Source organism: Mesorhizobium sp. B2-3-4 (assembly GCF_006442315.1).
GTDB lineage: Bacteria > Pseudomonadota > Alphaproteobacteria > Rhizobiales > Rhizobiaceae > Mesorhizobium.
The window spans coordinates 128,322-141,988 of sequence record NZ_VFVY01000004.1 but is presented as its reverse complement, the minus strand read 5'-3'; the positions used below and the strand labels follow the sequence as shown (position 1 = coordinate 141,988).

Sequence of the window (13,667 nt, the reverse complement as noted above, 5' to 3'; positions counted from 1 at the left end):
TAGTGGTCAAAGCGCTTTCTTGACCTTTTCCTTCACGTCGCCATACGCCTTCTGCACTTTGCCTGTGGCTTTGTCGGCCATGCCTTCGGCCTGTGTCTGTTTGTTGCCCGTCGCCTTGCCGGCCGCTTGCTTGACCGAGCCTTTCACCTGCTTGGCCACGCCGGCTACCTGATCCTTGTTCACCATTTTCGCATCTCCCGGGTTTGGTTCGCCTGAGCAAACGAGCCGGCACGGTTTCGGTTCCAACAGCCGCTGCCTGTGCCTGCAAAACTGGTGGCTTCCGGCGATCCGGCCGGCAGGCTAGGGTGCCGGTACACGACAACGCCAAGGGGGACAGATGTCGGACTTCACACTCTATATCGGCAACAAGTGCTTTTCGTCCTGGTCGCTCAGGCCCTGGGTGGCGATGCGGCACCTGGAGATACCGTTCGAGGAGGGTTTCGTGCGGCTGCGCACGCCCGAAACCGCCGCCAACCTGGCCAAAGTGTCACCGACAGGTCAGGTTCCCGTCCTGAATCACAAGGGCAGGATCGTCTGGGAAACCCTTGCCATCCTTGAATATCTCGCCGATCTCTTTCCCGAGAAAAAGCTCTGGCCAGCCGATCCCGGCGCTCGCGCCCTGGCGCGTTCGGCCGCGACCGAGATGCATTCCGGCTTTCGCGAGGTCCGCTATGGCTGGCCGATGAATTTGCGCCGGCCGAAGGGACACAAGCCCCTCGACGCCGAGGGCGACGCCCAACGTGTCCGCATCGAGGCGCTGTGGCGGGAGTGCCGTGAGAAGCACGGCAAGGGCGGCCCGTTTCTATTCGGCCATTTCACTGCCGCCGACGCCATGTATGCACCTGTCGTCACCCGTTTCGACACCTATGGTGGAGACCTTGCGTCCGATACCCGGGCCTATGTCGACGCCGTTCTGGCCACACCGGCGATGCGGCAATGGTATGCCGAGGCCGCGAGCGAGAAATGGCCGGAGCCGGGCCCCGACGAATAGGCCAACGGATTCACCAACTGCAACCGGCCACAGCCAGGGGTGGAACGAAACTTTAAGCAGCCGCGTGTTTCCCTCCGAAGCGTCAGGAGTGGCAACATGCCCGGGGTTTCGCAGCAAAGACCGCAAAGCGACGGTGTGGGGCTTTCCGAACTGGTCAGCGCTCTAAGCTATGCGCTGGATATAAGTGAAGGCCACCCGACCGGTCACTGTGTCCGCGCTTGCTGGATCGGTATTCACATCGGCCTTGAGATCGGCCTGTCGCAGACAGAGCTTTCGCACCTATACTACACGCTTCTGCTCAAGGATGTCGGCTGCAGCAGCAACGCGGCCCGCATCTGCAGCCTCTATCTCGCCGACGACATTGCATTGAAACACGATTTCCATCTCGTCAATGACAGCTTGCCTCAGATCCTGCGCTTCGTGCTGTCGCGCACAGGCATGAAGGCCAAGCTTGCCGAACGCTTCCGCGCGCTGCTCAACATCGCCATGAACGGCGGCACCATTGCAAACGAACTGTTTCAGACCCGTTGCCAGACAGGGGCCGAAATCGTCCTTCAGATGCGGTTTCCAGAACCTGTGGCTCGAGGCGTCATGGATCTTGACGAACACTGGAATGGACAGGGCCAGCCGGCACGCCTGGCAGGGGAGGCAATCTCACCCCTGGCGCGCATTGCTCTGGTGGCCCAGATCGCCGACGTCTTCTACGCCAGTGCCGGCGCCGAAGGAGCCATCGCGGAATTGCGCTCGCGCTCCGGCACCTGGTTCCAACCGTCTCTTGTCGCGGCCTGCGAGCGCGCGGCCAGCGCGCCCCGGTTCTGGGCAATGCTCGATTCACCGGAACTTTCCATGGCGGTTGTCGGGCTGTCGCCCGGAGATCATCGCCTGCCTATCGATGAAGACTATTTGGACGATGTTGCCGCGGCCTTCGCCAAGGTGGTCGACGCCAAGTCACCCTTCACCAATGGTCACAGCGAGCGTGTGGCCTTGTTCACTGACCTGATTGCCGAGGAACTAGGGCTGGACGACCAGCGCCGGCGGCGCTTGAAACGCGCCGCCCTGCTGCACGATATAGGCAAGCTCGGCGTTTCCAACCAGATACTCGACAAGCCCGGCAAGCTGGACGAGACCGAATGGGCCGCCGTTCGCCACCATCCCGCGCTCGGTGAAATCATCCTGTCGCGGATCGGCGCGTTCAGCGAACTGTCGCGCATCGCCGGGGCGCACCATGAAAGGCTTGACGGAAAGGGTTATCCGCGCGGTGTGACCGCCGATGGAATCGACCTCGATACCCGCATCGTCACCACGGCCGACATATTTGACGCGCTGACTGCGGAGCGGCCGTACCGCGCAGCGATGCCTGTCTCGAAAGCCATCGGCATCATGGCTGGCGATGTCGGCACCGCAATCGATCCGGCCTGTTTCGGGGCACTGCAACGGGCCGTCATGCAGCTAGATAGGATGGCCGCCTGAGTACTTCGCCTCGGCGACTGTCGCAGTGGCGTTTGATATCGTGATGACTGGCACCGGCTAGGGACGAATTCTGGTGCACTACCGCGGAGATGTCAGGTGCGTATGAGGGAACCTGTGCATCCAGCCGGATGCGCGGCTTGCCTATGAAGGTCAGGCGGTGCCTGGCCATTTTCATTCGACGGGCTGCCCGTCGAAAGTGCGCTGCACGCCGGCTGGAACGTGCTAAGGACGCTGCAGAAATTTCCGCTGCTATTGCTTTGTGCGAGGTCCTGATCGATGACCCGGTCTCGTCCTTCGACACCAAGCTCCTGACAGGAGAAAGATTTTGACCGCTCATTCAAAAACAGCCGATCCTGCGATATCGCGGTTCAGCAACACGCAAATCCAGTCGATGTCGCTCAATCGCATCCTGTCCGAGCGCGATGTCGTCAGCGAGGCACGGGAAGCCAAAACCGCCCGCTTACGTGAATTGCGCCTGGAAAAGGAAGCCGACGAGATCACCGCGGCAGCTGCACTTGCCGCCTTGCCGAAACGAGCCGGAAAACGCTGATGGCCACGAAACGTGTTCCCCCGACCCAGATTGACGGCAATGCCACCATCGCCGATGTCGTCGAAGGTCTGGACAAGCCGGTCGAATATGTCCGGCGTGTGCTGGAGAGGCTGGAGCGGTGCAAGCGCGCTTTCGGCGATTCGCAGGTGCGGATCGCCGTGCGCAGCCGCGCCGAATGCCCGAACTACCTGATCGAATATGTCCGCGAGGACCCCAAGACACGCCAGCGGACAACCCATCAGGACGCCGCCTATAGCGGCAGCACGCACCGCGAGCTTGGGCCGCACCACATCGAGGCGGCCGGGATGTGGTCGCCTGAGGAAATGAACATTACCGCTGTATCCGCGCTGATCGGCCGCTTGCGCAATCCGCGCGCGCCGTCGCGTTCCGACAATGAGGACTGACATGGCCATAAAATTCTCCGCCAAGGACCAGCCCGCCGCGCCGGCTCCGGCCGCGAAGCCGGCCAAGCCGGCTGCCGCGCCGAAGGCCGCCGAGCCCGCGACCGATCTGTTCAAGTCGCCGGTCGAGGCTCCGAAGGGCAAGAAGAAGAAATAGCGCATTGCCGCGGGATGCCGATCGCAACCATGCCGCTCCGGGGCTGTCGATCCTGGTGACCAGGACCAGCTCTCTCGCCTTCGATTGCCAGAGTTGCGGGGCATGCTGTTCCTTTTCAGCCGAGTGGCCGCGCTTCTCCACCGAGGATGACGCGCAGCTCGATCGCATCCCGCAGAAATATGTCGCGGCCGACCTGTCCGGCATGCGCTGTGAGGGCGTGCGCTGTTCGGCTCTGTCGGGCGAAGTCGGCAAGTCGACTGCTTGCGGCATCTATGACCTGCGACCGGATGTCTGCCGCGCCTGCATGCCCGGCGACGCCGAATGCCTGATGGCGCGCAAGGCGCATGGGCTGCCGGTAACTTAGCTTCTGCTGGCCGAACGCGCCGCTTGCCCACATCCACGCCTCCCGGTATTTTCCTCGGCGCGGGCAGGGCTGTGGAGGATGGCTTGAGCATCGAATTTCTGTTGACGTCGCTGATCGTCGTGGCTTCGCCCGGCACGGGTGTTCTCTACACGCTGAGCGCTGGGCTTTCGCGCGGTGCGCGTGCCTCGATCATCGCGGCCTTCGGCTGCACGCTGGGCATCATCCCGCATATGGCCGCCGCCATTACCGGCCTTGCGGCGCTGCTTCACACCAGTGCGGTCGCCTTCGAGACGCTGAAATATCTCGGCGTCGCCTATCTGCTCTACATGGCCTGGAACACGCTGAAGGAAAAGGGCGGCCTGAGCGTCGAGGACAATGTCGCGCCGCGCTCTGCCGGCAAGGTCATCGCCACCGGCATCCTCGTCAACGTGCTTAATCCGAAACTGTCGATCTTCTTCTTCGCCTTCCTGCCCCAATTCGTCAGCACCACCGAACCCAATGCGCTGTCGAAGATGCTGGAGCTCAGCAGCGTCTTCATGCTGCTCACCTTTGTCGTTTTCGTCGGCTACGGCATTTTCGCGGCCTCGATCCGCAGCCATGTCGCGTCGCGACCCATGGTGCTGACCTGGATGCGCCGTACGTTTGCCGGCGCCTTCGTCATGCTCGGCGCCAAGCTGGCGCTGGCCGATCGTTAGGCGCGCCTTGAAGGTCTAGAGCGATTCAGCGTTTGGTGGAATCGCTGAGCCGCTCCAACTCTTTGTTTTTACGCAATTCCGGACGGAAAACCGTTACACACTTTTCCTGGAATTGCTTTAGGCACCCTGGTTGGGAAAGCAGGCCTGGGCCTTGAGGTTCGGGCCATTCGCCAGCGAGGCCAGGAAGGCCGGCATCACGGTCGCGAATGTGTAGGAAACCTGGACGCTCGAAAAGCCTGACAGGCCCGAACAGGTGGTGTTGTTGTTGATGGTGATGTCGGCATTGGCCAACGCGATGCCGTCGGTCGCCGCCCGGCTGCTGATATAGCCGATCGCACTGGCGGCGCTATAGGCTCCGTTCTGCGTGCATCCGCTCTGCAGCACACCCATGCAGCGCGCGCCCGCGGTGGCGAGCACATGTTGCGTCCCGTATTTTCCGCGATTTGAGATGGCGAACCGCGATGCCGGAAGCGCTACCCCTTCACATAACCCATCGCCTCGACGATCCGCCCATCCGAGACCCTCATCAGGTTGACGCCGCGCAACGAATTGCCGTTGGCCATCCAGAAGCGCCAGCGGATCGTCGCCCGGTCGCCGGCCACGAAAGTCTCTTCGAGGTCGAAGCGCGTGCCGGGTCCGGTGGCGATCGCCGACCATAGCTCCACGCACGCGGCCTTGCCCTCGCGGCGCGCGCCGTCTGGAGCCGGCGTGGTGTTTTCGATCACGCAATCCTGCGCCACCAGATCGTCGAGCGCCGCCGGATCATGATGCTGGAACACGTCGTTGAAGCGCCGCATGATTTCGGCCGTTTCGCCGGAACGGTTGGCCGCGGCCATGTCGATGGTCAATTCCTGGGTCATTGGATTCCTCTCCTTCCTTCAGCGCATTCTGAGGGTCGCCGTCAGCGTGATCGCGGCGACACCGGCCAGCGCCCGCGAGACCAGGCATGTCGCCTTGGCCTTTTGCGCCAGGCGTTCGAAGTTCTCGGCCGTTATGCCGGGGATGGCGGCCTCCATCTCCAGTTCGATGCGGGTGATCGTCGGCCCGGCCGCGGTGGCGCCGAGATGCACCTTCGCGATGGTGCGAATGTCGTCGGGCGTATGGCCTTCGCTGCCCAATACGGCGCTGAACGCCATCGAGAAGCAGCCGGCATGGGCGGCCGCGATCAACTCCTCGGGATTGGTGCCCGGGCCGTTTTCGAAGCGGGACGGGAACGAGTAGGCGCCCTCGAAGACGCCGCTGCCCAGCCTGAGCCGGCCGGATCCTTCCTTGAGTGTGCCGTGCCATTCGGCCGATGCGTCGCGAATTGTCATTGCTCTCTCCTCTGGTTGATGAATGCGGCTCACGCGCCGTCGATGACGACCTTGCCGAAGACGTCGCCCTGCATGAAATGCCGATAGGCCTCGCGCGCCTGCTTGAACGGAAAGACCTTGTCGATGACCGGCTTCGAACGATGCTTGCCGACAGCCTCCAGCATCGCCTCCAACCCGTCGCGGCTGCCGACGAAGACGCGGCTGATGGTGGCGAGGCTGCGCTGGTAGACGGCGCCGGGGATCTCGATCGAATTGCCATTCGTATCCTGCACCGTGAGCAGCACGATGCGGCCGTAAAGCGCGCTGGCAATCAGCGATTGCGCAAACGTCGCCGGGCCGCCGGTTTCGACAACGAGATCGATGCCGCCGGTCGCCTCGCGCAGCTTCGTGCCCCAGTCCGGGGTTTCGGTCGTGGGGAAGACGAGGTCGGCGCCAAGCGCGCGCAGCCTGGCGGCCTTCTCGGCGCGTGAGGTGACAGCGGCGACATGACAGCCGAGCAGCTTGGCAAATTGCAGGGCAAACAGTGCGACGCCGCCTGAACCGATGGTCAGAACCCATTGCCCTGGTTGCAGGATCTCCGCCCCGGTCAGTGCGCTCCAGGCGGTCAGCCCCGCGCATGTGAACGTCGCGGCTTCCTGCCAGGTGAGGTGGTCCGGCAGCCGTACCGCCCATTGCTCGTCGAGCAGCGCATAGTCCGACAGCATCCCGTCCAGCGTGCAACCGAGCTGATCGATGATGCCCGGATGCAGTCGGCCGTCGATCCAGCGCGCGAAATAGCTGCCGGTGACGCGATCGCCGACGTTGAAGCGCGTTATGCCTTCGCCGATGGCTACCACTTCGCCGGCGCCGTCGCTCAGCGGAACAATGCCGTGACGGGGCGGCAGCGGATAGGTGCCCTTGAGGATCATCGTGTCGCGGCGGTTGAGCGAGGTCGCGCGCACGCGCACCAGGATCTGGTTTGCCTTCGGTTGCGGCGTCGCCTCCTCGGACGCAGCCAGCTTTTCGACCCCGCCAAATTCCTGAAGCCGGTAGGTGAGCATCATTGCCTCCATACTATGTAGACCGATTTACATATTATGTAGACCGATTGTCATATTTTGGGCAAGCCCTATAATGCGAATTCCTGACAGGGGCTGACAGACATGGCGACAGACACACGCAACCGTATGATCGAGGCGACGGCACTGCTCTTGCGGCGGCGCGGCTATCACGGCACCTCGCTGAACGACATTTTGAGCGCCAGCGGTGCGCCCCGCGGCTCGCTCTACTTCCATTTTCCAGGGGGCAAGGACCAGTTGGTCATAGAGGTGACGCGCGCCAGCGTGGCCGACGTCACCGAGCGCCTGGGCGAGGCCTTGGCGGCGGAACGCGATCCAGCGGTCGCCGTCCATCACATCTACCAGTCCGTAGCCCGCATGCTCGAGGACAACGAGTTCTCGCTCGGTTGCCCGATCGCGCCGGTGGTGCTCGACGCGCCCAACGATGTGCCGGAACTGATCGAGATCTGCCGCTCGGCCTTCGACCAGTGGATCGGCCTGCTTCGGCAGGCATTCATGCGGGCAGGGGTGCCCGAGCGCCGCGCGCAGGCGCTGGCGTTGCTGGTCGAATCCTCGCTGGAGGGACTGATGGTGATCGCCCGCGCCACCCGCGACCGCGCCCCGCTCCAGGCTGTGGCGGACGAGGTAGCGGCGCTTGTCGAACAGGCGGTGCTTGCCGGCACGGTGGCGGAGCGGGCGGGGAGCGCTGCGTAATGCGCGTCTGATCGAACAGCTCTATCTCGAACCTCGAAACAAAAAGGGCGCCTTTCGGCGCCCTTTCCGTATCTGTTAACTGGATAGCCTGGATTAGAAATCCATGCCGCCCATGCCGCCCATGCCGCCGCCGGGCATACCGCCAGGCATACCGCCGGCAGCTTCCTTCTTCGGAGCTTCAGCGATCATGGCTTCGGTGGTGACCAGCAGGCCGGCGACCGAGGCTGCGTCCTGGAGAGCGGTGCGCACGACCTTGACCGGGTCGACGATGCCCATGGCGATCATGTCGCCATAGTCGCCGGTCTGGGCGTTGTAACCGAAGGTCGCGCCCTTGTTGTCGAGGATCTTGCCGGCAACGATCGAAGCTTCGGCACCAGCGTTGGCAGCGATCTGGCGGGCCGGAGCCTGCAGCGCGCGACGAACGATGTTGATGCCGGCAGCCTGGTCGGAGTTGATGCCGGTGGCCTTGACGTTGGCCGAAGCGCGCAGGAGCGCAACGCCACCGCCGGCGACGATGCCTTCTTCCACGGCCGCGCGGGTCGCGTTCAGAGCGTCGTCAACGCGGTCCTTCTTTTCCTTGACCTCGATCTCGGTCGCACCGCCGACGCGGATCACGGCAACGCCGCCGGCCAGCTTGGCCAGACGTTCCTGCAGCTTCTCCTTGTCGTAGTCCGAGGTGGTCTCCTCGATCTGCTGCTTGATCTGGGCAACGCGGCCCTGGATCTCGGCCTTCTTGCCGGCGCCGTCGACGATGGTGGTGTTCTCCTTGGAGATCGATACCTTCTTGGCGCGGCCGAGCATGTTGAGGCCGACGTTCTCGAGCTTGATGCCGAGGTCTTCCGAAATGACCTGGCCACCGGTGAGGATGGCGATGTCTTCCAGCATGGCCTTGCGGCGATCACCGAAGCCCGGAGCCTTGACGGCGGCGATCTTCAGGCCACCGCGCAGCTTGTTGACGACCAGCGTGGCCAGGGCCTCGCCTTCGACGTCTTCCGAGATGATGAGCAGCGGCTTAGAGGTCTGAACGACGGCTTCGAGAACCGGCAGCATGGCCTGCAGGTTGGAGAGCTTCTTCTCGTGCAGGAGAATGTAGACGTCCTCGAGCTCGGCAACCATCTTGTCGGCGTTGGTGACGAAGTAGGGGCTGAGGTAGCCGCGGTCGAACTGCATGCCTTCGACGACTTCCAGCTCGGTCTCGGCGGTCTTGGCCTCCTCGACGGTGATGACGCCTTCGTTGCCGACCTTCTGCATCGCTTCGGCGATCATCTTGCCGACCGACTCGTCGCCATTGGCCGAGATCGTGCCGACCTGGGCGACTTCCTCGGAGGTCTTGATCTTCTTGGCGGCCTTGCCGAGGGCAGCGACAACTTCGCTCACGGCCAGATCGATGCCGCGCTTCAGGTCCATCGGGTTCATGCCGGCGGCAACGGCCTTGTTGCCTTCCTGGACGATCGCCTGGGCGAGAACGGTCGCGGTCGTGGTGCCGTCGCCGGCGATGTCGTTGGTCTTCGAAGCGACTTCGCGGACCATCTGCGCGCCCATGTTCTCGAACTTGTCCTCAAGCTCGATTTCCTTGGCGACGGTGACGCCGTCCTTGGTGATGCGCGGGGCGCCGAACGACTTGTCGATGACGACGTTGCGGCCCTTGGGGCCGAGCGTCACCTTCACCGCGTCGGCGAGGATGTTGACACCGCGCAGCATGCGCTCGCGGGCGTCACGGGAGAACTTTACGTCTTTGGCAGCCATTTTTTAGCTCCTGGCAGGGGCTTGGGGTAAGCCCGAAATTTAGTTGACGGTGAGGCCGATAATCAGCCGATGATGCCCATGATGTCGGATTCCTTCATGATCAGAAGGTCTTCGCCATTGAGCTTGACTTCGGTGCCGGACCACTTGCCGAACAGGATGCGGTCGCCAGCCTTGACGTCCAGCGGGACGAGCTTGCCGCTTTCGTCGCGGGCGCCCGAGCCGACGGCGATGATCTCGCCTTCCTGCGGCTTTTCCTTCGCCGTATCCGGGATGATGATCCCGCCGGCGGTCTTGGATTCGGATTCGACCCGGCGAACGACCACGCGGTCATGAAGCGGGCGGAACTTCGACTTTGCCATTTTTTCTTCCTCGAATGAGAACGGTGAGAACAGTTCCTCCGTCCGGCGATGCCGGACATGTGGTTAGCACTCACCAATGGCGAGTGCTAACGTGGCGCTGAAATAGGCTGGCGACCTGCCAGAGTCAAGGCGCGCGGAGCATCTCTTGGCAGGATGCGATGAACTTATCGACGCCTGGCCGAACCGAGCATCAGAAGCGGGCAGCGCTCCGCCAGAGGATAGCTGCCGCTTGGCACCACGCGAACCTCGCCGAACCAGCCGCTTGCTTCATCAACCAGCATGGCCAGGGTCGCGAAACTGTATCGCGTTTGGGAGCCCGCATAGACGTCGATCGTGTTGATGGATGCCATGCTCCATCCCGTGCGCGCGGCAAGGCCCTCGCGATCCGGAAACAGCCTGTCGAAGGTTGCGCGGATCGCCTGGACATTGACGCTGCTGTCGCGGTCCTCCGTGGTGCCCGCCATCGCGATCCGCCATTTGAGCGCGTGGAAATTCTCGACCCCGCCGGCCAGGACCAGAGCTTCGATTCCCTCCAGACCGTCCGCTGCTTCGGGCCGTGCGAAAACGCGGATCGCCGCGCGCCTGCCAGGCTTCAGCACCCTTGCGATCTCGCTGAACAGCAAACCGCGCGTGGCCTTGGAATCCACTGCCGATAGACAGCCGTCACCGATGACGGCGTCGAAACTCGCGCTCTCAACAGGCAGGTCAAGCCAGTTGCCGGCCATCGCCCTTCGCGCGACATTGTCGCCGGCCCATACGCCTGAAATCATGGTTGCCGATTGATCGATCGCCAGCATCGACCTGCCCAGGATTGCCAGTTCAGGGGTCACGCCGAGGAGGAGGACATCGGCATTCCCGAGATCGAGTTCGCGATCGAATATGCCGACGGTTTCCGCGGTTGGCCGTAGCGGCGCGTCCAACAGCTTCCAGTGTCGATGATAATTGTCCCAGTGATTTGTCATTCAAGCCCGTTGGAGCCCAGGAAAGTCTGGCGTCGACTGATTAGAGCCGCTTAATAGAAGCGGGGCTGTAAGCCAAGGGGACAGACGTGGCGCGTGTCGTCGTCATTACGCATGAGCATGATCGGTTCCTGGGCAAACGCGACCTGCTGTTGCGCAGGGGCAGCCCCTATCTGCTCTTCGATGTCCTGCAGGATCTGAAAAGGCGAGGCCATTCGGTCCGGATTCAACAAGGCCTGTCGACAACATTCAGCGCCGACATCGCTGTCCTGCACGTCGATGCCACGACAACGCCGGCGGATTATCTCGCCTATGCGCGCGGTTTCCCGGTCTGCCTCAATGTCGGGGCGGCGGATATATCGAAACGACGCATCAGTGGCGCGGTGCTGGGCAAGGACGACCCATGGCAAGGCCCGGTCATCGTCAAGAGCAATCTCAACAATCAGGGCATTCCGGAGACGCTCCTCAACCGGCGATCCAGGCGTGCCGGCAAGCCGCCGCCTTTTCCGCACCTGCCGATCCTGCCGCCCTACGAAGTCCATGCAACTCTCGGCGACGTTCCCGATGACGTCTTCGATAGCGATGATCTCGTCGTGGAGAAGTTCATTCCGGAACGGGAACCCGACGGTTTTGCGGTCCGGTTCTGGGTGTTTTGCGGCGAGAGCGAGCGCTGCACCCGCTATATCTCGCCAAACGGCCTGGTCAAGGCATCGGAGACGATCCGGCGCGAGCCCGTCCCGGTGCCCGACGAACTGCGCGAGCGGCGGCGTGAACTCGGCTTCGACTACGGGAAATTCGATTTCGTCATGCATGAGGGCAGGGCCATCCTGCTTGATGCCAACAAGACGCCCGGCCGCCCCCAGAACCTGGTGAAGATGTTCGCGGCCGGCGCTTCCGTCCTGGCCGACGGCTTCGACGGGCTCATCCGTCGGGCGGGATGGAAGTGACCGGGATCGTCGTTAGAGAAACAGCCGCAACTGGGTGTGGATGATCGACCGGTAGTCCTCGATCGTGCGCCGGCCTTCCTCCTCGTCCTGCGTCAGCGCCAGGCGCACGACGCCGCCGGCAAGCTGGAAGATGAGAAAGACCAGGCGTGCGAATGCCTCGCGCTGCTCCGCCCCAAGCATCGGGCCGACATGGTCGCAAAATATCGTCGACTGATGTCGCGTCTCCGCGATGTCGAGATGCTGCAACGCCTTGTCGGCCTGGATGGCGTTCTGCAGATCCTGGATGGCCGGGTCCGCCGCGACACGGCCGTAGTAATCGTCGAGCAGGCGATCGGCGGCCGCGGTCACGTCGCCCGGCCCGCGGATTTCGGCGATGATGGCGCCGAAGCGAGCCCGGCTGATCTCCGAAAACCGTTCATAGAGCATCGCCAGGATCGCCGACTTGTTGGGGAAGTAGTGGTAGACTGTGGCGATCGGCCCGCCCGCCAGCGCGCCGACCTCCTTCATCGTGACGGCGTCGATGCCTTTCTCGCCGATCAGTCGCATCGTGGTCGCCAGGATGGCGTCGATACGCTCGCGGCTGCGCTCCTGCTTGGGTTTGCGCCTGGGCTCGGTGGCCGTTCGAGTTGGGTCCGTCATGCACCGCTCTTTCGCAAGAGTTCCCAAATTCTGATTGACAAAAAACATGATCAAGTATCAGTTTCTGAAATACTGACAGATTGTCAGCTTTTCCGCCGCGCGGCAAGGACGTTGGGAGGCGCCTTTGACTTCGACAAGCACCGGTCTTCGGAGCGATGGCGACTGGCTGGTCGGTAATCCGACCGGCGGGCAGCTTGCCTCGGCCTTGTGGATCGGATCGGTCGGCCTGCTGATTCTCGGTCTGCAGCCGGTCCTGCTCGGCGCCCTCTACACCGAGGGCCATGTCAGCGGCGACGAACTGGCGCTGGTCGCCACCGCCGAGATGATCGCCATCGCGATTGGCTCGGCGATCGTCGCGATGCTGCTCTCGGCCCACAAAATGCGCTGGAAGAGTGCCATCCTGCTGCTCTTCTTGGCGCTTGCCAATGTCTGGACGGCCTATGCCGCCGGCGCCAGCGCGCTGATGGCGGCACGCGCGCTGGCCGGCCTTGCCGAAGGCGGGCTTGTCGCCATTGCGACCGAACTGATTGCCCGCTCGCGGCGCGCCGAACGCATCGGCGGTTATTTCGTCACCATGCAGACTCTGGCGCAATGCGTGCTTGCCCTGCTGCTGGCGCTCTATGTCATCCCCGCCGCTGGATCGGCTGGCGGTTTCCTCGTTCTAGCCGTCGTCTGTGTCGCGTCGCTCGCGGTCGCCTTCGCGGTGCCCGCCGACTATGCCGACCTGCCGAAGGATGAGAACCTCGCCAATGTGCTGACCGTTCCTTCGATCACCGCGCTGTTGTGTGTCTTCTGCTACTTCATGTTCTTCGGCGCGGTCTGGGCGTTTCTGGAACCGCTTGGCGCACAGTTCGGCATCGACGGCCGCACCGTCGGGCTGATCGTCTCGGCCAGCCTCGCGGTGCAGGTGCTGGGCGCGATGACGGCGACCGTGTTTGAGGCGCGCATCGACTATCGCCTTGCCATCGCGGCGATCGGCATCGTCGCGCTTGTCGCTTCGCTCGTGCTCGCCGGCGGACCTGGCCTTACGACCTTCTGGGTCGCCGCCCTTGTCATGGGTTTTATCCTGCTGTTCATCGTGCCCTACCAGATCCGGCTGGCGATCACCGCCGACGAGACGCGCACCGCCGTGCTGCTGGTGCCGGCGGCCCAACTGTTTGGCCTGGCGATCGGGCCGGTGGCGGCGTCGCTGCTCATCGACGGCAAGGATTTTCGTCCGGTTCCCGAATTCGCCGCCGCGAGCGCCGCCGCCAGCGTGGCCTTGCTCGGCCTGTTCGTGCTTGTGGCGCGGCGCCGCCGCGCTGTTGCGTGAGCCGAGCGTTACC

General features: G+C 63.3%; 19 protein-coding genes. 10 read left to right on the top strand and 9 right to left on the bottom strand.

What is annotated here, in order from left to right:
* Nucleotides 1-6: 6 nt before the first annotated feature.
* Nucleotides 7-186, bottom strand: coding sequence for a CsbD family protein (locus FJ967_RS08565; protein WP_140731277.1), 180 nt, complete (start codon nucleotides 184-186; stop codon nucleotides 7-9).
* Between the two features lie 151 nt (nucleotides 187-337).
* Between FJ967_RS08565 and FJ967_RS08560 the strand changes: the two genes are divergently transcribed.
* From FJ967_RS08560 to FJ967_RS08530, 7 genes are all read left to right on the top strand, one after another.
* Nucleotides 338-991: a glutathione S-transferase family protein gene (locus FJ967_RS08560; protein WP_140731276.1), complete on the top strand. Its 654-nt coding sequence runs from the start codon at nucleotides 338-340 to the stop codon at nucleotides 989-991.
* A gap of 96 nt (nucleotides 992-1,087) precedes the next feature.
* Nucleotides 1,088-2,461 (top strand): HD-GYP domain-containing protein, encoded by a 1,374-nt coding sequence (locus tag FJ967_RS08555; RefSeq protein ID WP_140731275.1) that lies wholly within the window; start codon nucleotides 1,088-1,090, stop codon nucleotides 2,459-2,461.
* A gap of 325 nt (nucleotides 2,462-2,786) precedes the next feature.
* Complete coding sequence (locus FJ967_RS08550; RefSeq protein WP_140731274.1) at nucleotides 2,787-3,011, top strand: hypothetical protein; 225 nt, start codon at nucleotides 2,787-2,789, stop codon at nucleotides 3,009-3,011.
* On the top strand, nucleotides 3,011-3,415 hold the full coding sequence (locus tag FJ967_RS08545) for a hypothetical protein (RefSeq protein WP_140731273.1): 405 nt from the start codon (nucleotides 3,011-3,013) through the stop codon (nucleotides 3,413-3,415). Before FJ967_RS08550 ends, FJ967_RS08545 begins: the two co-directional genes overlap by 1 nt.
* 1 nt (nucleotide 3,416) lies before the next feature.
* Nucleotides 3,417-3,569, top strand: coding sequence for a hypothetical protein (locus tag FJ967_RS08540; RefSeq protein ID WP_140731272.1), 153 nt, complete (start codon nucleotides 3,417-3,419; stop codon nucleotides 3,567-3,569).
* 4 nt (nucleotides 3,570-3,573) lie between these two features.
* Entirely contained in the window at nucleotides 3,574-3,933 is a 360-nt protein-coding gene (locus FJ967_RS08535) for a YkgJ family cysteine cluster protein (RefSeq protein ID WP_140731271.1), read from the top strand.
* A gap of 83 nt (nucleotides 3,934-4,016) precedes the next feature.
* A complete protein-coding gene (locus tag FJ967_RS08530; RefSeq protein WP_019857424.1) occupies nucleotides 4,017-4,628 on the top strand; it encodes a LysE family translocator in 612 nt (203 codons plus the stop codon).
* A gap of 117 nt (nucleotides 4,629-4,745) precedes the next feature.
* On the opposite strand, the gene FJ967_RS08525 is transcribed toward FJ967_RS08530, so the two are convergent.
* The 4 genes from FJ967_RS08525 to FJ967_RS08510 are packed head-to-tail and all read right to left on the bottom strand — an operon-like array spanning nucleotide 4,746 to nucleotide 6,984.
* The gene (locus FJ967_RS08525; protein ID WP_246675223.1) at nucleotides 4,746-5,045 is read right to left on the bottom strand and encodes a pilus assembly protein; all 300 of its coding nucleotides are present in this window, start codon (nucleotides 5,043-5,045) and stop codon (nucleotides 4,746-4,748) included.
* Nucleotides 5,046-5,101: 56 nt separating this feature from the next.
* Nucleotides 5,102-5,488, bottom strand: a complete 387-nt coding sequence (locus FJ967_RS08520) for a nuclear transport factor 2 family protein (RefSeq protein WP_140731270.1) — start codon at nucleotides 5,486-5,488, stop codon at nucleotides 5,102-5,104.
* A gap of 18 nt (nucleotides 5,489-5,506) precedes the next feature.
* On the bottom strand, nucleotides 5,507-5,941 hold the full coding sequence (locus tag FJ967_RS08515) for an OsmC family protein (RefSeq protein WP_140731269.1): 435 nt from the start codon (nucleotides 5,939-5,941) through the stop codon (nucleotides 5,507-5,509).
* Between the two features lie 29 nt (nucleotides 5,942-5,970).
* Entirely contained in the window at nucleotides 5,971-6,984 is a 1,014-nt protein-coding gene (locus tag FJ967_RS08510) for an NAD(P)-dependent alcohol dehydrogenase (RefSeq protein ID WP_246675222.1), read from the bottom strand.
* A 99-nt stretch (nucleotides 6,985-7,083) separates the two neighbouring features.
* Here FJ967_RS08510 and FJ967_RS08505 point away from each other — a divergent pair, with 99 nt between their 5' ends.
* On the top strand, nucleotides 7,084-7,692 hold the full coding sequence (locus FJ967_RS08505) for a TetR/AcrR family transcriptional regulator (protein WP_140731268.1): 609 nt from the start codon (nucleotides 7,084-7,086) through the stop codon (nucleotides 7,690-7,692).
* Between the two features lie 93 nt (nucleotides 7,693-7,785).
* Here the strand turns inward: FJ967_RS08505 and groL are convergent, their stop codons facing one another.
* From groL to FJ967_RS08490, 3 genes are all read right to left on the bottom strand, one after another.
* A complete protein-coding gene (groL, locus tag FJ967_RS08500; RefSeq protein ID WP_140731267.1) occupies nucleotides 7,786-9,438 on the bottom strand; it encodes a chaperonin GroEL in 1,653 nt (550 codons plus the stop codon).
* A 62-nt stretch (nucleotides 9,439-9,500) separates the two neighbouring features.
* The gene (groES, locus tag FJ967_RS08495; protein WP_010915433.1) at nucleotides 9,501-9,797 is read right to left on the bottom strand and encodes a co-chaperone GroES; all 297 of its coding nucleotides are present in this window, start codon (nucleotides 9,795-9,797) and stop codon (nucleotides 9,501-9,503) included.
* A 164-nt stretch (nucleotides 9,798-9,961) separates the two neighbouring features.
* Nucleotides 9,962-10,759: a class I SAM-dependent methyltransferase gene (locus FJ967_RS08490; RefSeq protein ID WP_140731266.1), complete on the bottom strand. Its 798-nt coding sequence runs from the start codon at nucleotides 10,757-10,759 to the stop codon at nucleotides 9,962-9,964.
* Nucleotides 10,760-10,845: 86 nt separating this feature from the next.
* On the opposite strand from FJ967_RS08490, the gene FJ967_RS08485 reads away from it, so the two are divergent.
* Nucleotides 10,846-11,703, top strand: coding sequence for a hypothetical protein (locus FJ967_RS08485; RefSeq protein WP_140731265.1), 858 nt, complete (start codon nucleotides 10,846-10,848; stop codon nucleotides 11,701-11,703).
* Nucleotides 11,704-11,715: 12 nt separating this feature from the next.
* On the opposite strand, the gene FJ967_RS08480 is transcribed toward FJ967_RS08485, so the two are convergent.
* A complete protein-coding gene (locus FJ967_RS08480) occupies nucleotides 11,716-12,342 on the bottom strand; it encodes a TetR/AcrR family transcriptional regulator (protein ID WP_140731264.1) in 627 nt (208 codons plus the stop codon).
* 124 nt (nucleotides 12,343-12,466) lie between these two features.
* Between FJ967_RS08480 and FJ967_RS08475 the strand changes: the two genes are divergently transcribed.
* Nucleotides 12,467-13,654, top strand: coding sequence for an MFS transporter (locus FJ967_RS08475; RefSeq protein WP_140731263.1), 1,188 nt, complete (start codon nucleotides 12,467-12,469; stop codon nucleotides 13,652-13,654).
* The last annotated feature ends 13 nt before the right edge of the window (nucleotides 13,655-13,667 follow it).